Annotated in this window: 18 protein-coding genes and 1 pseudogene; 13 read left to right on the top strand and 6 right to left on the bottom strand. The window is 72.8% G+C overall.

Annotation, left to right across the window (positions count from 1 at the left end; all coding sequences use genetic code 11):
• Positions 1 to 87 precede the first annotated feature (87 nt).
• Together ACFVIM_RS14620 and ACFVIM_RS14615 are read left to right on the top strand one after the other, a co-directional pair.
• Complete coding sequence (locus ACFVIM_RS14620; RefSeq protein ID WP_384301070.1) at positions 88 to 894, top strand: class II aldolase/adducin family protein; 807 nt, start codon at positions 88 to 90, stop codon at positions 892 to 894.
• 238 nt (positions 895 to 1,132) lie between these two features.
• Positions 1,133 to 1,666: a DoxX family protein gene (locus ACFVIM_RS14615; RefSeq protein ID WP_384301069.1), complete on the top strand. Its 534-nt coding sequence runs from the start codon at positions 1,133 to 1,135 to the stop codon at positions 1,664 to 1,666.
• 249 nt (positions 1,667 to 1,915) lie between these two features.
• Here the strand turns inward: ACFVIM_RS14615 and ACFVIM_RS14610 are convergent, their stop codons facing one another.
• Entirely contained in the window at positions 1,916 to 3,328 is a 1,413-nt protein-coding gene (locus ACFVIM_RS14610) for a PspC domain-containing protein (RefSeq protein ID WP_384301068.1), read from the bottom strand.
• Positions 3,329 to 3,585: 257 nt separating this feature from the next.
• On the opposite strand from ACFVIM_RS14610, the gene ACFVIM_RS14605 reads away from it, so the two are divergent.
• The 3 genes from ACFVIM_RS14605 (at position 3,586) to ACFVIM_RS14595 (ending at position 6,471) form a co-directional block, all read left to right on the top strand.
• The gene (locus tag ACFVIM_RS14605; RefSeq protein WP_384301067.1) at positions 3,586 to 4,893 is read left to right on the top strand and encodes a PspC domain-containing protein; all 1,308 of its coding nucleotides are present in this window, start codon (positions 3,586 to 3,588) and stop codon (positions 4,891 to 4,893) included.
• Positions 4,890 to 5,576, top strand: coding sequence for a LuxR C-terminal-related transcriptional regulator (locus ACFVIM_RS14600; RefSeq protein ID WP_384301066.1), 687 nt, complete (start codon positions 4,890 to 4,892; stop codon positions 5,574 to 5,576). Before ACFVIM_RS14605 ends, ACFVIM_RS14600 begins: the two co-directional genes overlap by 4 nt.
• A 637-nt stretch (positions 5,577 to 6,213) precedes the next feature.
• The gene (locus tag ACFVIM_RS14595; protein WP_384301065.1) at positions 6,214 to 6,471 is read left to right on the top strand and encodes a DUF397 domain-containing protein; all 258 of its coding nucleotides are present in this window, start codon (positions 6,214 to 6,216) and stop codon (positions 6,469 to 6,471) included.
• 28 nt (positions 6,472 to 6,499) lie between these two features.
• Here the strand turns inward: ACFVIM_RS14595 and ACFVIM_RS14590 are convergent.
• A pseudogene (locus tag ACFVIM_RS14590) lies at positions 6,500 to 6,844 on the bottom strand (C40 family peptidase); the annotation flags it as partial.
• Positions 6,845 to 7,508: 664 nt separating this feature from the next.
• Between ACFVIM_RS14590 and ACFVIM_RS14585 the strand changes: the two are divergent.
• Complete coding sequence (locus ACFVIM_RS14585) at positions 7,509 to 7,862, top strand: hypothetical protein (RefSeq protein ID WP_384301064.1); 354 nt, start codon at positions 7,509 to 7,511, stop codon at positions 7,860 to 7,862.
• 231 nt (positions 7,863 to 8,093) lie between these two features.
• Positions 8,094 to 10,550, top strand: coding sequence for a DNA helicase PcrA (pcrA, locus tag ACFVIM_RS14580; protein ID WP_384301063.1), 2,457 nt, complete (start codon positions 8,094 to 8,096; stop codon positions 10,548 to 10,550).
• A 172-nt stretch (positions 10,551 to 10,722) separates the two neighbouring features.
• Here pcrA and ACFVIM_RS14575 read toward each other — a convergent pair whose 3' ends face one another.
• Entirely contained in the window at positions 10,723 to 12,402 is a 1,680-nt protein-coding gene (locus ACFVIM_RS14575; RefSeq protein WP_384301062.1) for a M23 family metallopeptidase, read from the bottom strand.
• Positions 12,403 to 12,700: 298 nt separating this feature from the next.
• Complete coding sequence (locus tag ACFVIM_RS14570; protein WP_384301061.1) at positions 12,701 to 13,741, bottom strand: esterase/lipase family protein; 1,041 nt, start codon at positions 13,739 to 13,741, stop codon at positions 12,701 to 12,703.
• 362 nt (positions 13,742 to 14,103) lie between these two features.
• Here ACFVIM_RS14570 and ACFVIM_RS14565 point away from each other — a divergent pair, with 362 nt between their 5' ends.
• Entirely contained in the window at positions 14,104 to 14,517 is a 414-nt protein-coding gene (locus ACFVIM_RS14565) for a cobalamin B12-binding domain-containing protein (protein WP_384301060.1), read from the top strand.
• A 378-nt stretch (positions 14,518 to 14,895) separates the two neighbouring features.
• On the opposite strand, the gene ACFVIM_RS14560 is transcribed toward ACFVIM_RS14565, so the two are convergent.
• Together ACFVIM_RS14560 and ACFVIM_RS14555 are read right to left on the bottom strand one after the other, a co-directional pair.
• Complete coding sequence (locus ACFVIM_RS14560) at positions 14,896 to 16,581, bottom strand: DUF5691 domain-containing protein (RefSeq protein WP_384301059.1); 1,686 nt, start codon at positions 16,579 to 16,581, stop codon at positions 14,896 to 14,898.
• 21 nt (positions 16,582 to 16,602) lie between these two features.
• Positions 16,603 to 17,964 carry an SWIM zinc finger family protein gene (locus tag ACFVIM_RS14555; protein ID WP_384301058.1) on the bottom strand — a complete coding sequence of 454 codons (1,362 nt, stop codon included), beginning with the start codon at positions 17,962 to 17,964 and terminating at the stop codon, positions 16,603 to 16,605.
• Between the two features lie 137 nt (positions 17,965 to 18,101).
• Here ACFVIM_RS14555 and ACFVIM_RS14550 point away from each other — a divergent pair, with 137 nt between their 5' ends.
• The 5 genes from ACFVIM_RS14550 (at position 18,102) to sucD (ending at position 26,460) form a co-directional block, all read left to right on the top strand.
• The gene (locus tag ACFVIM_RS14550; protein WP_384301057.1) at positions 18,102 to 19,241 is read left to right on the top strand and encodes an AAA family ATPase; all 1,140 of its coding nucleotides are present in this window, start codon (positions 18,102 to 18,104) and stop codon (positions 19,239 to 19,241) included.
• A complete protein-coding gene (locus ACFVIM_RS14545; RefSeq protein ID WP_384301056.1) occupies positions 19,238 to 22,558 on the top strand; it encodes a DUF5682 family protein in 3,321 nt (1,106 codons plus the stop codon). Before ACFVIM_RS14550 ends, ACFVIM_RS14545 begins: the two co-directional genes overlap by 4 nt.
• Positions 22,559 to 22,605: 47 nt before the next feature.
• A complete protein-coding gene (locus ACFVIM_RS14540; RefSeq protein WP_384301071.1) occupies positions 22,606 to 23,745 on the top strand; it encodes a VWA domain-containing protein in 1,140 nt (379 codons plus the stop codon).
• Between the two features lie 640 nt (positions 23,746 to 24,385).
• Positions 24,386 to 25,561 (top strand): ADP-forming succinate--CoA ligase subunit beta, encoded by a 1,176-nt coding sequence (gene sucC, locus ACFVIM_RS14535; protein WP_384301055.1) that lies wholly within the window; start codon positions 24,386 to 24,388, stop codon positions 25,559 to 25,561.
• A 14-nt stretch (positions 25,562 to 25,575) separates the two neighbouring features.
• Positions 25,576 to 26,460 (top strand): succinate--CoA ligase subunit alpha, encoded by an 885-nt coding sequence (sucD, locus tag ACFVIM_RS14530; RefSeq protein ID WP_384301054.1) that lies wholly within the window; start codon positions 25,576 to 25,578, stop codon positions 26,458 to 26,460.
• Positions 26,461 to 26,697 lie beyond the last annotated feature (237 nt).

Here is a 26,697-nt window from a genome sequence, read left to right as displayed (position 1 = left end):
ATCCCCTCCCGGGATGGCGGCCATCGCGCGTAGGGGCGGCTGTGCGGGGCCTGGTCAGTGCGGGCGCCCGGCGCTACGTTCCGCCCCATGACCGAGTTGCCGCTCAGCGCCGATCCCGCGCCGCTCCCCGTCGACCGGCTCCGGTTCGCCTGGCCGCCCGGCCGCCCCGTCCCCGGTTCGGTGGCGGAGGAGCGCGCCCACCGCAGGACCCGCCTCGCCGGGACGCTGCGGCTCCTGGCCCGGCTGGGATACGAGGAGGGGGTGTCCGGTCTGGTCACGGCACGCGACCCGGAGTTCCCCGACCGCTTCTGGGCCAATCCGTTCGGGCTGCCGTTCGCCCTGGTCACCCCGGACGACCTGGTCCAGGTCAATGGGCGCGGCGAGGTGCTCGCCGGGCGCCACCACATCAACCAGGCCGCCTTCGCCCCGCACGCCGAGATCCACCGCGCCCGGCCGGACGTCGTCTCCGTCGCGCACGCCCACGCCGTCCACGGCCGGGCGCTCGCCGCGATCGGTGAGCCGCTGCTTCCGCTCACCCAGGAGGCCTGTGCCTTCTACGAGGACCATGCCCTGGTCGAGCGCTACACCGGGGTCGCCGTGGACGAGGGGGAGGCGCGCGCGGTCGCCACCGCGCTCGGCCCCCACAAGGCGGCCATCCTGCGCAACCACGGGACGCTCACCGTCGGCGACTCCGTCGACGCGGCGGCCTGGTGGCTGATCTCCCTCGAACGCTGCGCCCGGATCCAGCTCGCCGCGAGCGCCGCGGGTGCCCCGCTGCCGATCGGTCACCGGGACGCCCTCGCCACCCGGGAGCGGCTCGGCACCGATCTGGTCGCCTGGATCAGCTACCAGCCGCTGTGGCGGGAGCTGTCGGGCCCGGCCCCGGCTCCCTGACCCGGCCCCGGCCTCGTGGCTCCGCGCTCATGCGCCCACCGGGTGAGCGCGGTGGGCGGGACGGGTGGGTGAGCGGCGGGCACGGGGTGAGACGGGCGGCACCGCCGTACGTATCGTCAGGTACAGATCGTCATATGCAGAGCATCGGAGAACAGGCCGGACGGGCCGGGGCGGTCGGCCGGGGAACGGGCCCGGACCTCGCCGTACCGGTTCCACCGTGAGCAGGGACGGAGCAGTGATGACACAGACCCATCGGACGGGAGCGCACCGTGGCGCGCCGTACGGCGGACCCGGGCCGGTCGGCTGGAAGGCGGCCGCGAGCCGTCATGCCCTGCTGCCGCTGCGGCTCTTCCTCGGTGTGACCTTCGTCTACGCGGGGCTGGACAAGCTCTTTGACAGCCGGTTCCTGTCCGCCGGTGGCACCGGCTCCATCGGGGAGACGATGCGTGCCGTCCGCGACACGTCCGCCGTGCCGGGTCTGGTGGACCTGGCGCTGAAGAGCCCGGAGGGCTTCGGTTACGCCATGGCCCTGGGTGAGCTGGCCGTCGGGATCGGGACCCTGCTGGGGCTGCTGGCCCGGGTCGCCGCGCTCGGCGGTGCGCTGATCTCCCTCAGCCTCTGGCTGACCATGAGCTGGAGCACCGAGCCGTACTACTACGGCAACGACCTCGTCTATCTGATGGCGTGGCTGCCGCTGGTGCTCGCCGGGGCCTCGGCGTTCTCCGTGGACGCCACGATCAGAAGGCGCGCGGCGCGGCGGCGCATGCTGTAGTGCGCGGAGCCCACCGCGCCCGCGAGGCAGAGCCCGACGCAGATCACCGGGAAGACCATGAACCAGGGGACGTGCCAGACGCGCGCCGCGTCGCACGCGTACAACACCGTGAGCGTCAGCGCGGTGACACCGGCGATCAGTCGGCCCGGCCGGAACCCGTGACGGTGCAGCGGGCGGTCGTTCCCGGGTACGGGTTCCTGCCCGGACGGGGTTCCGTGCCCCGGCGGGGAGCCGTGGCCCGGCGGGGGTTCATGACGCGGCACGTGTGACCTCCACCTGTCCCAGACCCACTTCCAGCCTCAGCTCCAGCGTCCCCGACGGGGCGGCGCCCTGGGGCGCGGGCAGGGTCCGCCGCTCGGTCCGGTCGGTGGATATCCGCACCTGCCGCTCCTTCCCGTCGCCCGGGAACGTGATGTCGCCCACCCCGGCCTCGGCGCGCAGCGTCACCCGGGTGTCCTTCGGCAGCACCACCGTCAGCTTGCCCGCGCCGACCTCGGCGTAGGTGGAGACCTTGCCCCCCGCCGGGACCGTGAGGTCCGAGACATCGAGCGTGGCGATGCCCGAGCCCAGCTCGTAGTGGGGCTTGAGGTCGCTGGTGGCGGTCGGCGCCCATGTCGTGCGCGCCCAGGCGGTGTCGATGTCCTTGGGGAGCGCGGTGGCACCCGCCAGGAACACGGCCGTGAGCGCCGTCATCACCACCGTGCCGAAACCGGTGCGGCCGATGAACGAGCTGATCACCAGGGCCGTGCCGAACACCCCGAGCGCGCAGACCAGCCCGATCTGGAGGCTGGTGCCCAGCGGCTGGCTCTCCCAGCTCAGCCGGGTGCCGAGGAATCCGGCGACCAGCGCGAGGACGAAGGCATAGCCCCCGAGGGAGCGGCCCTGCCGCTGCCGCCGGGGCGTTCCGGCCCGGTCGCGGCCCTTGGGGTCGTCGTCGCGGGTCAGCGCCGACTCCGGGCCCCAGAGATACCCGGAGACATGCGGCCCCGCTGGGCCCATCCGTCGGCTCTCGTCGCCCCGTATGGCCATGATGTTCAGGGCACCCCTGGCATCCCTGGCGTCCTTGGCCTCCTTGGTCAGCGGGTCGCGCCACCATGACGGGCCATCCGGCACGGGCGGAGCCGTGGGCTCCGGCGGCGCCTCGGCGACCGCGTGGGCCGCCGCCGGGGCCAGCCCGCCGCGCTCCGGTGTCACCGCGCGGCGACGGCGCGACCAGACGGCCACACCACAGGTAGCGAGCGCCACCAGCGCGGTGAAGGAGAGCGCCCCGTCGCTGTTGAGCATCGTGAGGAAGAGCGCGCACCCGATGAGGGCGAGGAAGAGCGCCGTGAGCGCGGCGCCGTCGACCCGGCCCGCCAGCAGCTTGCGGGCCTCCGGCTCCTCCTCGTCGTCCAGCGGTATCAGCAGCCAGGCGAAGCCGTAGAAGATCAGGCCGACCCCGCCGGTCACGCCGAGCACCCCGAGCACGATCCGGAAGATCACCGGGTCCATGTCGAAGTACCGGCCCAGCCCGCCGCAGACCCCTCCGAGCACCTTCTGCCGGTGGGCGCGGCGCAGTACCCGCTCCTCCTCGGCGGGAGGTACGGGCGTGGGCGGCGCGGTGGCGGGACCGGCCGGGCTGGCCGGGTTCGCCGGGCCGGCGGGACTGGCGGGGCTGGTCATGCGGGCCTCTGCCGGTGGGGCGGGCTGACCGTGGGCGTCATGGGCATGGATCCATGGTGACCCGGCGGAGGAGCCGATGGCACCCGGCCCGACCCTGGCCCGTCCCTGATATCCGTCCCTGACCGGGGTGGGGGGCCGGGTGCCGGTCCGCCCGAGGGATCTCCTCGTCGGCGGGCCACCGGCCGGGGGCCGCGTCAGGGTTGAGTCAGGGGTCACCCCTGATCCCCGCACCCCTCCGATCGTGTGACCATCGAAGCATGCCCGTCGCCCCTCCTCGGCCCAGCACGCCCAGCACCCATCCCCGTACCTCCGCCCCCGAGGAACCGGCCTTCCGCAAGCTCTACCGCAGCGCGGACGGCCGGTTCCTCGGCGGTGTGGCCCGGGGCCTCGCCGGGCACCTCGGGCTGCCCGTGGTCTGGGTCCGGCTGGTCTTCCTGGGCCTCTTCCTGGCCGAGGGCCTCGGTGTGCTGCTGTACGCGGTGTTCTGGATCGTCGTCCCGCTCGGCGTCGGCGGCCGGGCGGGGGAGACCCGGCCGCTCTTCGAAGTCACCGCCGACGGGCGGCGCCGACTGCGGATGCCCGACCGGGGCCAGCTCGTCGCCGTCGTCGCGCTGTTCATCGGCGCCGGGATCTTCGTCGGCAATCTGGAGGCCCGGGGCGGTGCCAATCCCACCCTCTGGCCGACGCTGCTCATCGGTGCCGGAGTGGTCCTGGTCTGGCGTCAGGCGGACAACGCCCGCCGGGCCCGCTGGACCACCGAGGTCGGCCGCCGCCGCAGGCTGCTCCCGATCTGCCGGGCGCTGGTCGGGGTCGCCCTGGTCGGCACGGGTCTGACCGTCTTCGTGATCGTGCGGGGTTCCGCCGCGCAGCTCGGCAACGTCCTCACCGCCGCCGTCGCTGTCATCGCCGGGGTGGCGCTGCTCGCCGGCCCCTGGCTGATACGGATGACGCAGGACCTCTCCGAGGAGCGGACCATGCGCATCCGCGCCCAGGAGCGGGCCGAGGTCGCCGCTCACGTCCATGACTCCGTACTGCACACCCTGACCCTGATCCAGCGGAACGCCGACGACGCGGGCGAGGTCCGCCGTCTCGCCCGCGCCCAGGAGCGCGAGTTGCGCAACTGGCTGTACAAGCCGGAGGGCACCGGGAAGGACGAGGAGGAGGAGCCGGACACCCTCGCCGAGGCTGTCAAGAAGTGCGCCGCCGAGGTCGAGGACAAGCACGGCGTCCCCCTGGAGGTCGTGGTCGTCGGCGACTGCCCGCTCGACGAAGGGCTCGTCGCGCAGATGCAGGCCGCGCGCGAGGCGATGGTCAACGCGGCCAAGTACGGTGGCGAGGGCGGTGCCGTCCAGGTCTTCGCCGAGGTCGACGGGCGTACGGTCTATGTGTCGGTACGGGACCGGGGGCCCGGCTTCGATCCGGACGCGGTGCCCGCCGACAGGATGGGAGTCAGGGAGTCGATCATCGGCCGGATGCAGCGCAACGGCGGGACGGCTCGGCTCCACCCGGCTCCCGGCGGGGGCACGGAGGTGGAACTGGAGATGGAGAGGGCGGCGGACGAATGACCCACACGGAGAACAGTCCCGGGCGGCGGGTGCGGGTGGTGCTCGTCGACGACCACCGGATGTTCCGCACCGGGGTACAGGCGGAGATCGGCCAGACCGAGCGCACGGGCGTGGAGGTCGTCGGCGAGGCCGCTGACGTGGATCAGGCGGTCACTGTCATCGCGGCGACCCGGCCCGAGGTCGTCCTGCTCGATGTGCATCTGCCGGGCGGCGGCGGGGTCGAGGTGCTGCGTCGCTGCGCCGCGCTGATGACGGCGGCCGAGGATCCCGTCCGTTTCCTCGCGCTCTCCGTCTCGGACGCGGCCGAGGATGTGATCGGGGTGATCCGGGGCGGGGCCCGTGGCTATGTCACCAAGACGATCACGGGAGCGGACCTGGTGGACTCGGTCTTCCGGGTCCAGGAGGGCGACGCGGTCTTCTCCCCCCGGCTCGCGGGCTTTGTGCTGGACGCCTTCGCGTCGACGGACGCGCCGCCGGTGGACGAGGACCTCGACCGGCTCACCCAGCGCGAGCGCGAGGTGCTGCGGCTGATCGCCCGGGGGTACGCGTACAAGGAGATCGCCAAGCAGCTCTTCATCTCGGTGAAGACGGTCGAGTCCCATGTCTCCGCCGTGCTGCGCAAGCTCCAGCTCTCCAACCGCCATGAGCTGACCCGCTGGGCGACAGCCCGCCGACTCGTCTGATCCGGTGCCGGTGCCGGTCGTGCGCGGCCCGCTGGGGACGGCCCGCTGGGTACGGGGGTGAGCTCGGCGCCCGGGGCGGCTCGTCCGGTCCGGTGCCGAGCTGTTGACCGATGCCGGTCGGCCGCCGGGCCACCGGCCGACGGAGAGCCCCGGGGCCCGGGGTGACCCGCGTCCGGGGCCGATCGGCCCGTCCAGGGCGGGCCGAACCCCTCCCGGCCCCCTTCCCCTCCCGTGCCTTCTCGCCGCTTCTCTCGCAGGCCGCCGTGGTCCCCTGTGATCCCCTGTGATCCGTGTGGTGCGCCTTGTGCTCCGGTACTCCGCCGTGAGGCCATCTCCGTGCCGCGAGACGGCATCGCGCGGGGTGTGAGCGGTGGTTCACCCATCAGATCCAGCCATGTGTCAGCGCTCCTCTCAGGGGCGGGACTTCGCCATCGGCGCGGCAGGGAGGTGCGGGACCCGCTGCCTCAACTGCGGGACGGAGCTAAGGTCTCAGTGTTCTCACACGCGTCACACATGGTTCTTGCACGTTTTTGCAGTGTCGTTCCCACCAGCGTTCTATCGGCGTCATGGCGGGTTCGCGCGGCCCCTCAGAGCCGGGGGTCCCGGCGCGGCCCGACGGAGACCTGACGGAGGAGCTATGAGCGTCCACGTGAACGGATCCGGTTCGAGCGGTGGCCACCGGGGCCCACGGGGCGGAGGTGAGTGCGCGGAAACCGCCCTTGTCTGGCGCAAGTCGAGTTATAGCGCGAGTGGGGCCGGGCAGTGCGTCGAGGTCGCCGCGCGACCGCGCACGGTCCATGTCCGGGACTCCAAGGATGTGCGCATCCCCGGGATCGCGGTCGACCGCTCGACCTGGGTCCTCTTCGTCGCGTACGCGGCGGGGCGGAGCGGCTGAGAAGCCCTCGCGGCGGCGGGCACCGATGTCAGACCTGGACGCGGGTGGCGCCCGCGAAGGGCATGGAGGCCATCGGCGAGAGCTGTACCGGCGTACCCGGCCGGGGCGCGTGGATCACGCGCCCCCCGCCGACGTAGAGACCGACATGGGTGACACCCGGATAGAAGAAGACCAGGTCACCGGGGGTTAGCTCGGTGCTGGACACACTCCGGCCCGCGCTGATCTGCGTGTAGGTGGTACGCGGCAGGGCGACCCCCGCCGCGCGCCAGGCGGCCTGGACCAGCCCCGAGCAGTCATAGGCCGAGGGGCCGGTCGCACCCCAGACACAGGGCTTGCCGAGCGCGCCGTACGCGAAGGTGATGGCCTTCGTCGCGGAGGTCACAGAGGAAGCAGAGGTCGCAGAGGGAGCAGAGGTCGCGGACGAAGCAGGGGACGCTGAGGGTCCAGAGGGCGCGCTGTCCACAGAGTCCGAGGCGGGCACAGAGTCGGGCACAGAGTCCGAGGCGGGCACAGAGTCTGAGACGGACGCGGTGCCCGCGTCCGTGTGATCGGCGGCGGGCGGCTCCTCCGCCAGCAGGGTCAGCGGTCGCCCGGCGGCGGCCAGCTCGTGCTGGGTCCCGGCCTCCGGCTGCCCGGTGCCCTGGAACGCGGTGGCCGTCGCCGCTCCCGCCAGCGCCAGCGTGGTGGCGGTCCGGACGGCGGGGCCGCCGAACGGATTCGCCCCGGAGCTCCAGGGCATCTTGGGCCTGCCGGGTTTCCGATGCTTCCGGTACACAGCCACGAGGCCGTCCACGTCCTTCCATGCCACCGGCTTTCGCCAGGTTTGTCTGTCGCGGAGTTCTCGGCAGGACGCTATGCCCGGAGGTCACGCGGGGAAGACGGAACGATTGATTCTGGTCGAAGGTGGACCGCTCGTCCCTCTTTCTGTGAGCACGTCGCCCGCTGCGCGCGCCTTTCCCATATCCGCGTGACCGATGCGGCGAATGAGGCATACCTGACCTGAGGGGCGTGCTATGGCCCGGACTAGGCTCCGCCCCATGGACGTACTCATCAATGTCTTCGTCGCCCTCCACATCATCGGCATCGCCTCCCTGCTCGGGGGCTTCCTCACCCAGATGAAGGCGATAGGGGCGGGCACCGCGCGCTTCACCCCGGCGATGCTCCACGGCGCCCTGACGATGCTGGTCACCGGCGTGGCCCTGGTCGGCCTCAACCAGGCGGACGACCAGGCCGTGAACAACGTCAAGATCGGCATCAAGATGGCTGTCCTGGTGGTGATCCTGCTGCTGGTGTACGTCAAGCGCGACGAGGAGTCGGTGGAGAAGCCCCTCTTCGCGGCCGTGGGCGGTCTGACCGTGGCGAACATCTTCATCGCGACCCTCTGGGTCTGACCCGCGCCACCGGACGGCCCGCGCCCCCCGACACCCCTCGCCCTCCGCCCCACGCCGCCCGCCGCCGGACCGCCCGCGCCCCGGCGGCGGTACGGGACGAGGAGCCCAGGGAGCCCCGGCGGAACCCGTACGGCGGCCGGAGCGGCGTCCTCCCCGGTCAGGGCACGGGCGGGGGCCGATCCCGCCATGTGGCGGCGCGCTGTCAGTGGCGCGGCCTAGACTCGGAGAGCGATGAGCAGCCTCTTTGACGACGACTTCCTGGCCCGCCTCCAGCCCACCTCGCAGGAGCCCCCGCCGCCCGAGGACCATGAAGGCCCCGGGTCCCACCCGGAGGAGATCCCCGACGATCTCTTCCAGGGCGCCTTCGACCTGCCCCCGGAGCGGGACGCCTACCACCGCGACGGCGCCCCGCGCACCGTCGTGGACCCCGCCGCCCTGCTCGACGGGCTCAATGAGCAGCAGCGCGCCGCCGTGGTGCACACCGGCTCCCCGCTGCTCATCGTCGCGGGCGCGGGCTCGGGTAAGACCCGGGTGCTCACCCACCGCATCGCGCATCTGCTCGCCACCCACCAGGTCCACCCCGGCCAGATACTGGCGATCACCTTCACCAACAAGGCCGCCGGTGAGATGAAGGAGCGGGTCGAGCAGCTCGTCGGCCCGCGCGCCAACGCCATGTGGGTCTCGACCTTCCACAGCGCCTGTGTGCGGATCCTGCGCCGTGAGTCCAAGAAGCTCGGCTTCACCTCGTCGTTCTCGATCTACGACGCCGCCGACTCCAAGCGGCTGATGGCCCTGGTCTGCCGGGACCTGGACCTCGACCCGAAGAAGTTCCCGCCGAAGTCCTTCAACGCCAAGGTCTCCAATCTGAAGAACGAGCTGATCGACGAGGAGACCTTCGCCGGTCAGGCGGGCGACGCGTTCGAGAAGACGCTGGCCGAGGCGTACCGGATGTACCAGGCGCGGCTGCGCGAGGCCAACGCCCTGGACTTCGACGACATCATCATGACGACCGTCCATCTGCTCCAGGCGTTCCCGGATGTCGCCGAGCACTACCAGCGGCGCTTCCGGCACGTCCTGGTCGACGAGTACCAGGACACCAACCACGCCCAGTACACGCTCGTACGCGAGCTGGTGGGCACCGGACGGGAGGACCTCGCCCCGGCCGAGCTGTGCGTGGTGGGCGACGCCGACCAGTCGATCTACGCCTTCCGGGGTGCCACCATCCGGAACATCCTCCAGTTCGAGGAGGACTACCCGGACGCGAAGACGATCCTGCTGGAGCAGAACTACCGCTCCACCCAGACCATCCTCTCCGCCGCCAACGCCGTCATCGAGCGCAACGAGAGCCGTCGCCCCAAGAATCTGTGGACGAACGCGGGCACCGGCGCGCGGATCACCGGCTATGTCGCCGACACCGAGCACGACGAGGCGCAGTTCGTCGCCGACGAGATCGACCGGCTGACCGACGCGGGCGAGGCGAAGGCGGGCGATGTCGCCGTCTTCTACCGCACCAACGCCCAGTCCCGTGTCTTCGAGGAGATCTTCATCCGCGTCGGCCTGCCCTACAAGGTCGTCGGCGGGGTTCGCTTCTACGAGCGCAAGGAGGTCAGGGACGTCCTCGCCTATCTGCGGGTCCTGGCCAACCCCGAGGACAACGTCCCGCTGCGGCGCATCCTCAATGTTCCCAAGCGCGGCATCGGCGACCGGGCGGAGGCGATGATCGACGCCCTCGCGCTGCGCGAGAGGATCACCTTCCCGCAGGCGCTGCGACGGGTGGACGAGGCGTACGGCATGGCCGCCCGCTCGGCGAACGCGGTGAAGCGGTTCAATGTGCTGATGGAGGAGTTGCGGACCATCGTCGACTCCGGCGCGGGTCCCGCCGTGGTCCTGGAGGCGGTGCTGGAGCGCACCGGCTATCTCGCCGAGCTCCAGGCGTCCACGGACCCGCAGGACGAGACCCGGATCGAGAACCTCCAGGAACTCGCGGCGGTGGCGCTGGAGTTCGAACAGGACCGTGGCGAGGAGGGCGCCGGGACCCTCGCGGAGTTCCTGGAGAAGGTCGCGCTGGTCGCCGACTCCGACCAGATCCCCGACGAGGACGAGGAGGGCTCCGGGGTCATCACCCTGATGACGCTCCACACGGCCAAGGGGCTGGAGTTCCCGGTGGTGTTCCTGACCGGGATGGAGGACGGGGTCTTCCCGCATATGCGGGCGCTCGGACAGGCCAAGGAACTGGAGGAGGAGCGGCGGCTGGCGTACGTGGGCATCACCCGCGCCCGTGAGCGGCTCTATCTGACCCGGTCGTCGATGCGGAGCGCGTGGGGACAGCCCTCGTACAACCCGCCGTCGCGGTTCCTGGAGGAGATCCCGGTCCAGCATCTGGAGTGGAAGCGTACGGGCCCGATGGGCGCGCCCGCCGGACCCACCTCGGGTCTGGGGTCCCGGCTGCCGTCGGCGCCGTCGGGCCGGTCGGGCCGGGGCGCGTCCGGGTTCGCGACCCGGCGCGGCGCGTCCGAGAAGCCGGTGGTCGCGCTGGCGATCGGGGACCGGGTCACCCATGACCAGTTCGGGCTGGGAACCGTGGTGGAGGTCAGGGGCTCCGGTTCGGACGCCCAGGCCACGGTCGACTTCGGCGACGAGAAGCCGAAGCGGCTGCTGCTGCGGTACGCGCCGGTCGAGAAGCTCTGACGCGCGGGGCGGCGGCCGTTCTCCCGAAGTCTTCGGGGCACGGCCGCCGCTCAGCGGCCTGATGGCTGGGGAGTTCCGCCGGACGCGGAGGACCGGGCCCCGCCGACCGGGGCCTCGCGTTCTCGCCGATGGCCTCTGCGGGCTCGCTTTCCAGCGGGCCGCGAAGCGGGCTTTACAGCGGGTTGAGGCCCTTGCTCTGGAGCCAGGCCAGCGGGTTGATGTGGGAACCGCCGCCGGGCCGGACCTCGAAGTGGAGATGGGGGCCGGTCGAGTTGCCGGAGTTGCCCGCGTAACCGATGACCTCGCCCGCCTTCACCTTGCCGGAGCGGATCTTGGCGCTGCTCAGATGGCAGTACCAGGTCTCCGTGCCGTCGGGCGCGGTGAGGATGATCATGTTGCCGTAGGCGTTGTTCCACTGGGTGCGGATGGTGCCGTCGGTCGCGGCGTAGATCTCCGCGCCGTAGGGCACGGGGAAGTCGATGCCGGTGTGCACCGTCATCCAGTTGACGCCGGACTGGCCGTAGTAGGTGCTCAGCCCCTTCTGCTGCACCGGCAGGGCGAACTTGGGGCGGAGCGCCTCGCGCCGCTTGGCCTCCGCCTCGCGCTTCTGGCGCTCCGCCTCCTGGCGGGCCTGGAGGTCGAGGCGCTCCTGGGTGCGGGAGGCGCGGTCGCCGAAGTCCCGGGCCTCCGCGCTGAGCGCGGCGAGCTGGGTGTCCATCCGGCTGTTGGCGGCGGCCGACTTGGCGGAGGGCACATCGGCGGCGGCCAGATTGGTGGTGTCCTTCTTGGCCGTCTTGTCGGCACCGATACCGCCGACGGAGGCGGCGGCGATTCCCGCGACGCCCATCACGCAGGCCGAGGGCACGGCGACGGTCAGCAGCGCGGAGCGCTTGGCGGGGGTGCGGCGACGGCCCCGGCTTCCGCTTCCGCCGTTGCCCGCGCGCCGTACGGGACGCGGGGTGACGGGAGCGACCGGGGTGATGTCGTGCACGTCATCGGCGTCGCTGCCGCTGTCGGTCTCGTAGGCGTCGTAGACATCGTGCGGTTCGTGGTCGGTGTCCACGGCGATCAGGGTGCCGGTGTCACTCAGCTCCCCCGTGTCGGGGACCGCGATGGCCTCGGCGACGCCCTCCAGCACTCCGGTGTCACCGAGTTCACCCGGGGCGCCGAGGTCATACCCCGGCTCGGGGGCGTAGCCGTCGGCGGCGTACTCCGCGGCGGCCGCCGTCTCCGGGGCCAACCCGTCGTGCGCCGGGTCCATCGGATAACCGTTGGCGCCGGAGGTGAACTCCTGCGAGAGTTCCCCCAGCTCGGTGCCGAACTCGGTGGCGTGCGCCGTCAGCTCCTGCTCACCCGGGAGTGACTGGCCGACGGTCTCCGTGGCGCCCGTGTTCCAGGCGGTGGCGTCATAGGCGCCGGTCTCGAAGGCGGGAACCGCCCACTGCCCGGTGGTGTCATAGGTGAAGGAGGCGGCCGTGGCCTCGAACTGCTGGCCCGTCTGGTTCCACGCCGACGCGTCCCACTGCCCGGTGCCGTCGTACGCGGGCGTCTGCCCGATACCGGCGTGGGTCTCGGTGGCGTACGCGGGAGTCTCGTTCTCGTAGCCGTCGTGGTCGTACGAGGGGAAGGCCGCGGGCTGCTGCTCCGGGTACAGACCGTAGGCGGTGCCGGTGGTGTGGTGGGAACCGGTGTCCCAGGGCGAGGAGTCGTACGGGCCGCTGTGGCCGGTGTCGTAACCGCCCGCCGTGGCGTCGCCGTCCGGGAGATTCCCGAAGAGCGGATCGGTGTCGAAGCTGCCGGTGGGGTAACCATCGTGGCCGACGTACCCGGCGTGGGCGTGCTGGTCGTTCACCAACTTCTCTCTCGCCTCGGCAGCAGGACCTGGATTCTGGGGCGATAAGGCCTTGAGGAGTCCCAGAGGGGAACCAGTGGCGCGACTGTACCCGGCGGTATGCGACAGCCACAATCTTCCCGAGGTTTTGGGGAATCAGGAAACGGGCATTCGAGCGTCTTTCGGCGGAGTGCAGGCATAGCTTTGGCCTTATGTTCGAAACCCGTTCGATAGTCCGCTCGTCAAGGTGTTCGGTCGGGGGCGGGTCGCACCCCGGGCCGTCCGCCGGGGCGGGTGGTGCCGCAGGGGTGGCGGGAGGTCAGGCGACCGAGATCGCCCCCGGTGTGCCCGTCGCCGATCCCGGGGCCTCCAGGGCCTGGCGGATGCCCGCCACGACCGCCGGATGGACCGGGAGGGCCAGATGGCCGACGCCCCTGACCTGCACGTTCTCCGTGATCAGATCCGGGTGTTCCAGCCGTGCCGTCTCCACCGGGACCATGAGCTGATCATGGTCTCCCCAGAAACTCACGAACCGGGTGCGACACCCTGGCGCGGGGGCGCGCAGCTCCTCGATCACGGGTGAGCCGGGGCGCATCTGGCGCACGATGGGGTGTGCGCTCGCGAGCGGGGCGACCGCGGTGCCCGAATGGGGGGTTCCCAGTGTCACGAGGGTCCGTATCCGCCGGTCGCCGCCGAGCCGCTGGATGTAGTAGCGGGCGATCAGTCCGCCGAGGCTGTGGCCGACCACATCCACCTCGCCCCGGCCGGTGCGGGCGCAGATCTCCTCGATATGACGGCCGAGCAGTTCGGCCGCCGCGCGGATGTCGCACGTCAGCGGCGAGTAGTTCAGGCATTCCAGATGGCGCCAGCCGTGCCGGGCCAGGGAGCGGCGCAGCAGCACGAAGACCGAGCGGTTGTCGACGAACCCGTGGAGCAGCACCACGGGTGGATGCGGGGGAACGGCGCCGGCGGGAAGCGCGGTGACGGGCGCCGGGGGCGGGGCCGCTTCCTTTTCCGGGGTCGCCCCGGTGGGGGCCTGTCCGGCGCGTGTCTGTCCCGAGCCGGTCCGCCCGGAGCCGGTCCGCCCGGCCGCGCCGGTATCCGCCGTCCCGAGGGCGGACTTCCGGGGAGCGGTCTCCCCGTTGTCCCGGTCGGGGCGGGGGCGGGGGGCGCGCGTCGCGGGGCGCCCGCCGCGCGGCTCGGGGGAGGGCGGGGGCGGTGTGGCGGGCAGGTCGCCCATCGGCCGCTCGGCCATCAGGCCGGATGGATAGAGCAGCAGATGACCGGCGAGGATCGCCACCTCCAGGGCCGCGGCGCGCAGGCTCGGCAGGCTCGGGGGAAAGAAGGGCAGATCCTTCACGGGCCGACCTCCCTACGACACGGTGGGTCACGGCTCTGTGCCCATGTGTCTCTGTGGGGGGCCTCTTCAGCTGTCGTTCGAGCCTGGGTGTCCCGTCTTCTCCTCGTCGGTGGCGGTATGGGTGAACGATGCCCGGGTCCCCGCCGCGCTGGACGGGCGAGGAGCGCGGGCCCTGAAGCGGCTCCCTGGCGCCATCACCGCAGGGAGCGGCGTGCGAGCCGCCCGGTGCGGGTAGGACGCATGGCGAACGTGTGTCCCACTCTGTGATTTCCCCCTCGCGGCCCACCGTGAAACGGGTCGGTGCGGGATGCTGGAGATAACGTTCGTTCACTTGTGGCGCAGTTGTCTGTGTGGAGGAAACGATGGGTGTGACGGGGCCGATCCGTGTGGTCGTGGCCAAGCCGGGACTCGACGGCCACGACCGGGGGGCCAAGGTGATCGCCCGGGCGCTGCGGGACGCGGGCATGGAGGTCATCTATACGGGCCTGCACCAGACTCCCGAGCAGATCGTCGACACCGCGATCCAGGAGGACGCGGACGCGATCGGTCTGTCGATCCTCTCCGGCGCCCACAACACGCTCTTCGCGCGGGTGATCGAGCTGTTGAAGGAGCGGGACGCGGCGGACATCAAGGTCTTCGGCGGCGGGATCATCCCGGAGGAGGACATCGCGCCCCTGAAGGAGCTCGGGGTGGCGGAGATCTTCACCCCCGGGGCGACCACGACGTCGATCGTGGACTGGGTGACCACCCATCTGAGAGATCCCGCGACGGCGTGACGCCGGTGCGTGATCGTTGAGGGCGTGATCGTTGAGGGCGCCTCCAGGTTCTCTGGAGGCGCCCTCACGCCGTGCTTCAGCCAGGTCGGCGGGAGCCAGGTTCTCCGCCCGGGTGTCTCCGCCGGGTCGCGTGGGGACGTGGCGGTGGTGGGCGGCCCGCCGGTTCCGCCGGCCGCCCTCTCCACCGTCGCTGAGGGTGGGAGCGCGCTCGCCCGGGCCTGCCGGGGTCTGCCCGGGTCTGAAGGGCACTCGGTTGGCAGGCCACGTGGTTCACGGTCGCTCGGTCCGAACGGGTAGGGGGCCGCCGATATGAGGGGTCGTCCGTCGGCATGGCCGAGGGGCGCACTCGGCCGGACCCACCGGTCCCTCCAGGGAGCCTCAGCCCAGGGCCGGGTCGAGTTCCGCGCGCATGGAGGCGCGGACACGCAGCGTCGACACCAGCCGCTGGAACGCCTCCGACCAGTAGTCGCCCGCTCCCGGTGAGGCGCCTTCGGTCTCATCCGGCCGGGCGGTCAGCAGCTCCAGCCGGTCCGCCTCGGCCGGGGAGAGACAGCGCTCCGCGAGCCCCATCACCCCACTGAAACTCCAGGGATAGCTCCCGGCGTCGCGCGCGATGTCGAGGGCGTCCACCACCGAACGGCCCAGTGGCTCCGCCCAGGGCACCGTGCAGACACCGAGCAACTGGAACGCCTCCGACAGCCCGTGGACCGCGATGAAGTCCGCCACCCACGCGGCGCGCTCCGCCTCCGGCAGGGTGGCGAGCAGTTGGGACCGCTCGGCCGGGGACGAGGTGCCGACCTCCGCGTCGGACGGGCCGCCGGGGGCGCCGAGCAGGGCCCGGGACCAGGGCGCGTCCCGCTGGCGCGCCGCCGCGCGGCACCAGGCGGCGTGGAGTTCCTCGCGCCATCCGTCGCTGACGGGCAGTGCCACGATCTCCTGAGGAGTGCGCCCGCCGAGCCGTTCCGGCCAGAGGGAGAGCGGCGCCGCCTCCACCACCTGCTTCAGCCACCAGGAGCGTTCGCCCCGGCCGCCGGGCGGGGTCGCCGCCACTCCGTCCCGCTCCATGTCCGGGTCGCACTCATGGGGTGCCTCCACCGCGATCGAGGGACCGCCGTCCCGGACGAGGGAGACACAGGACGCGGCCCGCCCCGCCATCCGGCCGGCGAGGGCGGAGCGGGGCAGGGCGGAGAGCAGCTCCGCCGCCGTCACCCGGACGTTTCGGCTGCGGTCGGCGAGGGTCCGCTCCAGGAACGGCTCGTCCGCGTCCGACAGCCCGGTCCGCAGTGAGTCGAGGAACATCAGACGGTCCTCGGCCCGCTCCGTGCGCCAGGTGGCGGACAGCAGCGCCAGCGCACGGTCCGCGTCCCGTCCGCGCAGCGCCGTCAGGAGCGCGACGCGCTCGGCGAACAGGCCCTCCTCCCAGAGGCGCCGCACGGCCTCCGGATCGTCCAGATCGGGGAGGAGCGCACTGCCCGACGCGCCGCGGAGCACGAACTTCCACTCTGGATTGAAGCGGGCCAGCCACAGCCCCAGCGTGCCCGCGAACGCCAGGGCGTTCAGGCGCAGATCCGTCCGGGCCCGCGCCGCGTCCAAGAGGGCGGGCAGCAGCGCCGGCGGAGTGCGGTACCCGTGCTCGTTGGCCGCCGCCAGCCACTGCGGGAGCAGTTCGGTCAGATCGGGTGTGGTGCCCCGGCGGCCGCCTGACGCGCCCGCCAGCCGGTCGGCCAGCAGCAGCGCCAGTCGCCGGCGCGCCGCCTTCGGTGGCAGCGGCCGGTCATCGGACGGCGCGGGCTCGGGCCCCGCGGCGGCGGGCGCGGGCAGCAGACCCGCCCGGCGCCGCACCGTGTGGACCGCCGCCGCGCCCAGCAGCGCGACCGGGGCGTCCTTGGCGGCTGTGCCGCTACCGGGGTCGCCGGGGGCGCTGGACTTGTCGGACTTGTCGGGCTGGTCAGGGGCCTCGCCCCAGGCCAGTACGGGCTCCGGTGGGGTGCGGCGGTCGGTGCCGAGAAGGGCGGAGGTGACGAGCCCCTCCCAGAGGGAGACATCGGTGATACCGCTGGGCATGGCGTCCTCTCGTACGGAGTGTCAGATCAGGGGGACCGGCTCGGGGTCAGCGGCGGCCCAGGCGGCGAGGGGGTTCACCCCGGTGTGGCCGCACTCCCCGAAAACGGTGACCGGACCACCGCCGGAGAGCGCCGCCAGACGCCACAGGCCCGGACGGGCCACGGCGGCGGGGGTGAGCGGGAGCGCGGAACGGCCGTCGGCGTCGGCCAGTTGCCAGCCACCGCCGCCGTCCGGCACCGGTATCACCTCGGCCAGTGTCACCGGCCAGGAGTCCAGCCAGGGATCGGCCGCGAGCGCCTGCCCATAGGAGTCGAGCGCGTGTCCCACCGGGCCGCCGGGCGGCGGCGACTCCATCGGGACCGGTGCGCCGAAGCACTCGCCCAGTTCCGCGCGGAGCGACACCGCCCCCGCGTACGGCACCAGCTCCGCGTCGAGCACGGCGCCCACCGGCAGCGCCAGCTGGGGGGAGCGGCCCGCGGCGCCGAAGGAGAGCAGGAGCGCCGTGTGCCCGGAGTCGGCGCCCCGGATCCAGACCCGGCGGGTGACGATCTTGCCGTCCGGTGTGTCGTACTGCGCCAGGACCATCCAGCGGTCGCGCAGCGGGGGGCCATCGGCGGGGGCGGTCAGACCCACCCTCGTACGCACCGTCGCGGCCAGCGGCTCCGGCAGCCGGTCGATGCCCAGCCAGGCGGAGTCCAGCAGATGGAGCAGGGAGCACTCCTCCAGCAGCCGGGCCGGCCAGCCCGGTCCCGAGCCGGGGATCGCGCCCAGCTCCCGGGCCCGCGCGGCCAGCCCCGGCGCCTGGGCGTCGACCATCCGGGCCGCCGTCTCCTCCCACAGCCCGTACCCCGCGCGCTCGGCCGAGGCCAGTCCGCCACGGAGCAGATCGGCGAGCCGCTCCTCCAGCTCCCGGGCGCCCGCCGTGATCCGCCCGGCCCGGCGTTCGGCGCGACGGCGGGCCGCCACCGGATCGGGCGGGGCTGTCGGCCCGGCCGGGGCCGCCCGCTGGCCCCCGGACCGCTCACGGCGGGCGGCCAGCCACTCCTCCGCCCAGTCCGGGGCGGTGCCCGGCGCCACCGCCTCCCCGTCCGAGGACCAGAGCAGCAGCAGCCCCAGCGCGTGCTTGCACGGGAACTTGCGGCTCGGGCAACTGCACCGGTACGCGGGGCCGGACCCGCCACCCGTCCCCGCGATATCGATCACGGTCCGGTACGGCGTCCGCCCGCTGCCCTGACAGACCCCCCATATCGCGCCCGCGTCGCTCACGCCCGTGTCCGACCAGGGACCGGGGGCACCGAGCCTGCTCCCGGCCTTGCGTGACCCAGCGTCAGGAGCGAGTGCCAGCACCTGCTCCGACGTCCATCGAACCCCCTCGAAAGTCATGCCACGAACGTAGGCCCCGCCACTGACAATCCCTTGCCTTCCCGGCGTTGCCGCAGCTCAGGGCCGATTGTCAGTGCCGTGGTGCAGGGTTGGCAGCACATCGGGTCGAAGGATCCGAAGGGGCTGAAGGGGGAGGCATGACCATGTCCGAATCCACCGCGGGCGCCACGGCCACGGCCGGCGACGAGGCCCGCGCACAGGTACTGCGAGCGCACGCGGAAGACGCCTTCGCGGAGGAACTGGCCGCTCTCGCGGCCGCCGATGACCGCCCGCGTCCGACCGGCTGGCGCCTCTCGCCCTGGGCGGTGGCCACCTATCTGCTCGGTGGCGTCCTGCCCGGCGGCGGCACCGTGATCTCACCGAAGTACGTGGGGCCCCGCCGGGTGGTCGAGGTCGCCGTCACCACTCTGGCCACCGACCGGGCGCTGCTGCTGCTCGGTGTCCCCGGCACGGCCAAGACCTGGGTCTCCGAGCATCTGGCCGCCGCCGTCAGCGGTGACTCCACCCTCCTGGTCCAGGGCACGGCGGGCACCCCGGAGGAGGCCATCCGCTACGGCTGGGACTACGCCCGGCTGCTCGCCCATGGTCCCAGCAGGCAGGCGCTGGTGCCCAGTCCGGTGATGCGGGCCATGGCGGAGGGCATGACCGCGCGGGTCGAGGAGCTGACCCGGATCCCGGCCGACGTCCAGGACACACTGATCACCATCCTCTCCGAGAAGACCCTGCCCATCCCCGAGTTGGGCGAGGAGGTGCAGGCCGTGCGCGGCTTCAACCTCATCGCCACGGCCAACGACCGCGACCGGGGAGTGAACGACCTCTCCAGCGCGCTCCGCCGCCGGTTCAACACGGTCGTGCTGCCGCTGCCCGCCACGCCGGAGGCGGAGGTCGACATCGTCTCCCGCCGGGTCGACCAGCTCGGGCGCTCGCTCGATCTGCCCGCCGTGCCCGAGGGTCTGGAGGAGATCCGCCGGGTCGTCACCGTCTTCCGGGAGCTGAGGGAGGGCGTCTCCGCCGACGGCCGCACCAAGCTCAAGTCCCCCTCGGGCACGCTCTCCACGGCCGAGGCGATCTCCGTGGTCACCGGAGGGCTCGCGCTCGCCGCGCACTTCGGCGACGGGATACTGCGGCCCGGTGACGTGGCGGCGGGCATCCTCGGTGCGGTCGTCCGCGACCCGGCCGCCGACCAGGTGATCTGGCAGGAGTATCTGGAGACGGTGGTCCGAGAGCGCGATGGCTGGAAGGACTTCTACCGGGCCTGCCGTGAGGTGAGCGCATGAACGGACCCCTGCTGCTCGGCATCCGTCACCACGGGCCGGGCTCGGCGCGGGCGGTGCGCGCCGCCCTGGACGCCACCACGCCGTCCGTGGTGCTGATCGAGGGGCCGCCGGAGGGCGACGCGCTGGTGTCGCTGGCGGCCGACGAGGGGATGCGGCCCCCGGTGGCGCTGCTGGCGCACGCGGTGGATGACCCCGGGCGGGCCGCGTTCTGGCCGCTGGCGGAGTTCTCGCCGGAGTGGGTGGCGATCCAGTGGGCCCTGGAGCACGGGGTTCCGGTCCGTTTCATCGACCTTCCGGCCGCCCACGCCCTGGCGCTCGCCGCGCGGGACGAGCAAGGGCCGGTCGAGAGGAACGAAGAGAGGAACGAAGAGAGGAACGAAGAGAGGAAGGACGAGGGCCAGGAGGAGAGCAAAGGCGACGGGGAGGCTGTGGCGGGCGCGGCGCCTCACCCGGGCCGTGCCGGTGTCCGGGGCGCGGTGACCGACCCGGGCTGGGATCTGGCCCCCGCCGCGACGGGGGCCGCCCGACCGCCGGTGGGAGCGGCGCCCCGCTCCGCCGCCGACCCGGAGTGGGACGTGGCGCTCCGGCAGGTGACCACGGTCCTGGCGGCCCGTGACCCCGGATGGGACAAGGCCGCTGGTGGCGGCGCGGGCGCGGTGAGGCCCGGGGGAGCGCCCGCGCCGCGTGATGTCGTCTCTCTCGGCGAGGTGGTACGCGGAGGGCCGGCCCTGGCCCCGTGCGGTGCCCAGGGGCCGCCTCCTCGGTACGGGGGCGGCACACCGTCGGGGCCAGGACTCTCGGAACCGTGGGGGCCGGGGCTCTCGGACCGGCCGTCGGGGGCGGCGGCCGGGGGCGCGGGGCTGCGGGAAGCCGCTGCCGGGCCGGCCGGTGGACGTGCCGGGCCAGGGGGCGCCGGGGAGATGGGGGCCACGGGGCGCAGCGGGGCCGCCGGGCGAACGGGACCGGCCGGGGCCTCCGGTCGCCCCGGGGGCGGCGAGGGCGGCGTGGACGGGGGGGTCGCCGAGCCGGGAGGGCCGGAGAATCACCCTGACCCGGCGGACCCGGCGGACCCGGCGGACTCGGAGAAGCCCGCAGACTCGGTGGAGCCGCTGGAGCCGCTGGAGCCGCTGGAGCCGGGGGCCTCGGTGGGGCCGGGGGAATCCGACGTCCGTATCGACCCCCTCGCCGTCCTCGCCCGTACGGCGGGCTATGACGACCCCGAGCGTTGGTGGGAGGACGTCGTCGAACACCGGGGACGTGCGACCGGGGACCCGCTGGCGCCCTTCGCCGCCCTCGGGGAGGCCATGAGTGCCCTGCGCTCGGTCTACGGACACGGGGGGCATGAGCGCGACCTCGTCCGCGAGGCGCATATGCGGCTGCGACTGCGGGAGGCGCGCAAGGAGTTCGGGGACGCGGTCGCCGTCGTCTGCGGGGCCTGGCATGTGCCCGCGCTCGCGGAGAAGACCACCATCACCGCCGACAAGGCGCGCCTCAAGGGACTGCCCAAGACGCGCACCGAGATGACCTGGGTGCCCTGGACCCACCGCCGCCTCGCCCGGCACAGCGGCTATGGCGCGGGCATCGAGTCACCAGGCTGGTACGCCCATCTGTTCCATGCCCGGGACCGGCCCGTCGAGCGGTGGATGACCAAGGTCGCCGGGTTGCTGCGGGACGAGGACTGGATGGTGTCGTCGGCGCATGTCATCGAGGCCGTCCGGCTCGCCGAGACGCTCGCGGCGATGCGGGGCCGCCCGCTGGCCGGGCTGAGCGAGACCACCGACGCCGTCCGGGCCGTGATGTGCGACGGGTCCGAGGTGCCGCTCGCCCTCGTCCAGGACCGGCTCGTGGTCGGGGACGTCCTCGGCGAGGTGCCCGAGAGCGCCCCCGCCGTGCCGCTGCAACGCGATCTGACCCGGGCCCAGCGCGGGCTGCGGCTCAAGCCGGAGGCGCAGGAGCGGGAGGTGGCACTCGATCTGCGCAAGGACTCAGACGCCGCCAAGAGCAGGCTGCTGCACCGGCTGAGGCTGCTCGGCGTCGAGTGGGGCCGCCCGGTCGCCGGGCGCGGCGGCACGGGCACCTTCCGGGAGACATGGCGGCTGCGCTGGGAGCCGGAGCTGTCCGTGCGGGTCGCCGAGGCCGGGATCTGGGGCACCACGGTCCTGGCCGCCGCCACCGCGAAGGCGGCGGGCCGCGCGGGCGGGGCCGGCCCGCTCGCCGAGGTCACCTCGCTGGCGGAGGAGTGTCTGCTGGCCGAGCTGACCGACGCCCTTCCGGTGGTCATGCGGGCCCTCGCCGACCGTGCCGCGCTCGACGCCGACGTCGGCCATCTCGCCCAGGCGCTGCCCGCGCTCGCCCGCTCCCTGCGCTACGGCAGTGTGCGCGCCACCGACACGGCCGCGCTCACCGAGGTCGCGACCGGCATCGCCGAGCGGGTCTTCGTCGGGCTCCCGCCCGCCTGCGCGGGGCTGGACGCGGACGGCGCCGACCGGATGCGGACCCATCTGGACGCCGTGCACGGCGCGACCGCGCTGCTGGCGAGCGTGGAGCGGCGCGGGTCGGCAGGGGCGGAGCCGCGGAGCGGCGCGGAGGGCCCGGCGGCTGCGGTGTCCGAGGTGTCTGCGGGGGCGGACGGTTCCGGCGCGCCCGCCGCCGACGGCGGGCTGCTCGCCCGATGGAGTGGTGTGCTGCGCGCACTCGCCGTCCGGGACAACGTGCCCGGAGGGATCCGGGGCCGTGCCGTGCGGCTGCTGCTGGATGACGGACGGCTCGGGGAGGACGAGGCCGCGCGGCTGATGGGGCTCGCCCTCTCGCCCGGCACCCCGCCCGCCGAGGCCGCCTCCTGGATCGAGGGCTTCCTCGGCGGTACGTCCGGCGGGGGAATGCTGCTCGTCCATGACGAGCGGCTGCTGGCCCTGGTGGACGACTGGCTGACGGGGGTGGCACCGCAGGCGTTCACCGATGTGCTGCCGCTGCTGCGGCGCACCTTCTCGGCGTATGAGCCGGGGGTGCGCCGGACGCTGGGTGAACGGGTCAGACGAGGCCCGGTGGCCCCCGGGGAGGACGCCGGGCCCGCCATGACCGTGCCCGGCTTCGGCGCGGGCCATGACCAGGAGCGCGCGGATGGAGTGCTGCCGGTGCTGGGGCTGCTGCTGGGGACGGGAAGCGGCACACCGTGGGGCGGCGGTCCGGCCTCCGCCGCCGAGGCCCGGGGCGGTCCCCGCCGCCGTGCCGAGGACGCCTCCGGCTCCGCGATCCGGCAGGGGATCCGACAGACGACCCGGCAGAGCAGCCGACAGCTCACGAGGACAGGACGGTGAACCCGGTGCGCACGGATAGGCGGCAGGCGGTGCCGGGTGACGGCGCCATGGACGAGCGGTCGCGCCGCTGGCGGCTGGTGCTGGGCGGGGAGTCCGCCGACGGCATCGGGTACCCGCTCACCGGCACCGACCTGGCCGTCGACGGCGCGCTGGCCGCGCTGTACGGCAGGGACGGGGACCCGGCGCCGGGCGGCGCCAGGGGCCGCGGCGGACTCGGGGCGTCCGCGCCGTCCGTCGCCCGCTGGCTCGGCGACATCCGCACCTATTTCCCCAGCTCCGTCGTCCAGGTCATGCAGCGGGACGCCATCGACCGGCTCGGCCTGGCCGCGCTGCTGCTGGAGCCGGAGATGCTGGAGGCGGTGGAGGCCGACGTCCACCTCGTCGGCACCCTGCTCTCGCTCAACAAGGCCATGCCGGAGACGACGAAGGAGACCGCCCGGGCGGTCGTGCGCACAGTGGTCGAGGACCTGGAGAGACGCCTCGCCGCCCGCACCCGGTCCACCCTGACCGGCGCGCTCGACCGCTCGGCCAGGATCAGCCGTCCACGCCACCGCGACATCGACTGGGACCGCACCATCCGGGCCAACCTCAAGAACTATCTGCCCGAGCACCGGACCGTCGTTCCCGAACGGCTCGTGGGGTACGGCCGCGCCGCGCGGGGCGTCACCAAGGACGTCGTCCTCTGTATCGACCAGTCGGGTTCCATGGCCGCGTCCGTCGTCTACGCCTCGGTCTTCGGCGCGGTCCTGGCGTCCATGCGCTCCCTCGCCACCCGGCTGGTCGTCTTCGACACCGCCGTCGTCGACCTCACCGACCAGCTCGACGACCCCGTGGACGTGCTCTTCGGCACCCAGCTCGGCGGCGGCACCGACATCAACCGCGCGCTCGCCTACTGCCAGTCCACGATCTCCCGCCCCGCCGACACCGTGGTCGTGCTGATCAGCGATCTGTACGAAGGGGGGATACGTGACGAGATGCTCAAACGGGTGGCGGCGATGAAGGCGTCGGGGGTGCAGTTCGTGGCGCTGCTGGCGCTGTCGGACGAGGGGGCGCCCGCGTATGACCGGGAGCACGCGGCGGCGCTGGGGGCGTTGGGGGTCCCGGCGTTCGCGTGCACGCCGGATCTGTTTCCGGACGTGATGGCCGCGGCCATCGAGAAGCGGCCGCTGCCTGTTCCTGAGCCCTGACCCCTGCGGGCGGCGGCCCGTGCCGCCACCTCGGTGGGGGTCCCCTGCCGGGCAGGCGTTCCTGGAGCCGCGCCCCGTGCACCTACCTCCCAGGCTGTGCCTGGGGCCGGGGCGTTGCCCGGCAGGGGCCGGGGCGACCGGGCCCCGCACCCAGGTGGTGGCTTGTGCCCCCACCCCAGGCCTGCGCCTGGGGGACTTCGGCCGGGGGACCCCCATCGCCCAGCGGAACGACTGCCCACGAGGGTGGGGAACCGGCGTGCCCGCGAGGCGGCCGTGCCTCAGCGCGCCCAGCGGCTGGCGAGCGTGAGGGGAGTGGTGGGCCGCCGGGCCCGCGGTGGCGGGGCCCGTCGGTGGGGAATCGGGTGGTGGGGGAGTGGGTCGCGGGTGGGGTGGGGGGTGGATGGTGGCGGGGGCGAGTGGTGCGCGTGGCCCCGCTCGTTTGTGACCGTAATCACCGCTCATGTGTGAGCTGCGATTTAGGAGGCCACGTTCCACGGGGATAACCTGCGAGGCGGACATGCCGCGTGCCCGGACACCGTGTGCGCCTCCCTTGTGACATCGCAGTCACGTTGCCCTTCGCGGCACGCCCACGCAGACAACGAACCGCGATCACTCAGAATCAGAAAAGGGACGGACGCGCGTGGACCTGTTCGAGTACCAGGCGAGGGACCTCTTCGCCAAGCACGGTGTACCGGTGCTGGCCGGTGAAGTCATCGACACGCCTGAGGCGGCGCGCGAGGTGACCGAGCGCCTGGGCGGGCGATCGGTCGTCAAGGCACAGGTGAAGGTCGGTGGACGTGGCAAGGCCGGTGGCGTCAAGCTGGCCGACAGCCCGCAGGACGCGGTCGACAAGGCCGGTCAGATCCTGGGCATGGACATCAAGGGCCACACGGTCCACAAGGTGATGCTCGCGGAGACCGCTCCGGAGATCGCCGAGGAGTACTACGTCTCGTACCTCCTCGACCGCACCAACCGCACCTTCCTGGCCATGGCCTCCGTCGAGGGCGGCATGGACATCGAGGAGGTCGCCGCCACCAAGCCCGAGGCCCTGGCGAAGATCCCCGTCGACGCCAACGAGGGGGTCACCCCCGAGAAGGCGCTGGAGATCGTCAAGGCCGCGAAGTTCCCGGCCGAGGTCGAGGCGCAGGTCGCCGACATCCTGGTGACGCTCTGGAAGACCTTCATCGCCGAGGACGCCCTTCTGGTCGAGGTCAACCCGCTGGCCAAGGTCGCCGACGGCCGCGTGATCGCGCTCGACGGCAAGGTGTCGCTGGACGCCAACGCCGACTTCCGTCAGCCGGGCCACGAGGAGCTTGAGGACAAGGCTTCCGCCAACCCGCTGGAGGCCGCCGCCAAGGCCAAGAACCTCAACTACGTCAAGCTCGACGGCGAGGTCGGCATCATCGGCAACGGCGCGGGCCTGGTCATGTCCACCCTCGACGTCGTCGCGTACGCCGGTGAGGCGCACGGCGGTGTGAAGCCCGCCAACTTCCTCGACATCGGTGGTGGCGCCTCCGCCGAGGTCATGGCGAACGGCCTGGAGATCATTCTCGGCGACCCGGACGTCAAGTCGGTCTTCGTCAACGTCTTCGGTGGCATCACCGCCTGTGACGAGGTCGCCAACGGCATCGTCCAGGCCCTGGAGCTGCTGAAGTCCAAGGGCGAGGAGGTCACCAAGCCGCTGGTGGTCCGTCTCGACGGCAACAACGCGGAGCTGGGTCGCAAGATCCTCTCCGACGCCAACCACCCGCTGGTCCAGCGCGTGGACACCATGGACGGCGCGGCCGACAAGGCCGCCGAGCTCGCGGCGAAGTAAGGGATCACACCACCATGGCTATCTTCCTGACCAAGGACAGCAAGGTCATCGTCCAGGGCATGACCGGCGCCACCGGCATGAAGCACACCAAGCTCATGCTGGGTGACGGCACCAACATCGTCGGTGGCGTGAACCCGCGCAAGGCCGGTACGACCGTCGACTTCGACGGCACCTCCGTACCCGTCTTCGGCTCGGTAGCCGAGGCGATGAAGGAGACCGGCGCGGATGTCTCCGTGCTCTTCGTGCCCCCGGCGTTCGCCAAGGCCGCCGTCGTCGAGGCGATCGACGCCGAGATCCCGCTGGCCGTCGTGATCACCGAGGGCATCGCGGTCCACGACTCCGCCGCCTTCTGGGCCTACGCCACCAGCAAGGGCAACAAGACCCGGATCATCGGTCCGAACTGCCCCGGCCTGATCACCCCCGGTCAGTCCAACGCGGGCATCATCCCGGGCGACATCACCAAGCCCGGCAAGATCGGTCTGGTGTCGAAGTCCGGCACGCTGACCTACCAGATGATGTACGAGCTGCGGGACATCGGCTTCTCCTCCGCCGTCGGCATCGGTGGTGACCCGGTCATCGGTACCACCCACATCGACGCCCTCGCCGCGTTCGAGGCCGACCCGGAGACCGAGCTGATCGTGATGATCGGCGAGATCGGTGGCGACGCCGAGGAGCGCGCGGCCGACTTCATCAAGGAGAACGTGACCAAGCCGGTCGTCGGCTACGTCGCGGGCTTCACCGCCCCCGAGGGCAAGACGATGGGCCACGCCGGTGCGATCGTGTCCGGTTCGTCCGGCACCGCGCAGGCGAAGAAGGAGGCCCTGGAGGCCGCGGGCGTCAAGGTCGGCAAGACCCCGACCGAGACGGCCAAGCTGGCGCGCGAGCTGCTCCAGGGCTGAACCCCGTGAGGGCGCCGGGCCGCTGAGGGCACCGGCACCCACGAGGACGCCGAGCCGCCGCGCGGTCCGTGAGGACCGCCGGGCGCCGCGCGGTCCGCGAGGCGCTGGGCCGCGTTCGGCGCGGCTCGGTGCCGTACGGGATGCCGTATGGCCCCGGCGCTGACGCCTCGGGGCCCGCGGTCCGCCGTGCCCGAGCACAAGGGGCCCGTGTCCCTCGATGAGAGTTCCCCAGAGGCC

The sequence above is a fragment of the Streptomyces sp. NPDC057638 genome (assembly GCF_042800315.1).
GTDB lineage: Bacteria > Actinomycetota > Actinomycetes > Streptomycetales > Streptomycetaceae > Streptomyces.
Note: the sequence above shows the minus strand (reverse complement) of the source record. Positions and strands in the feature narration are given on the sequence as shown.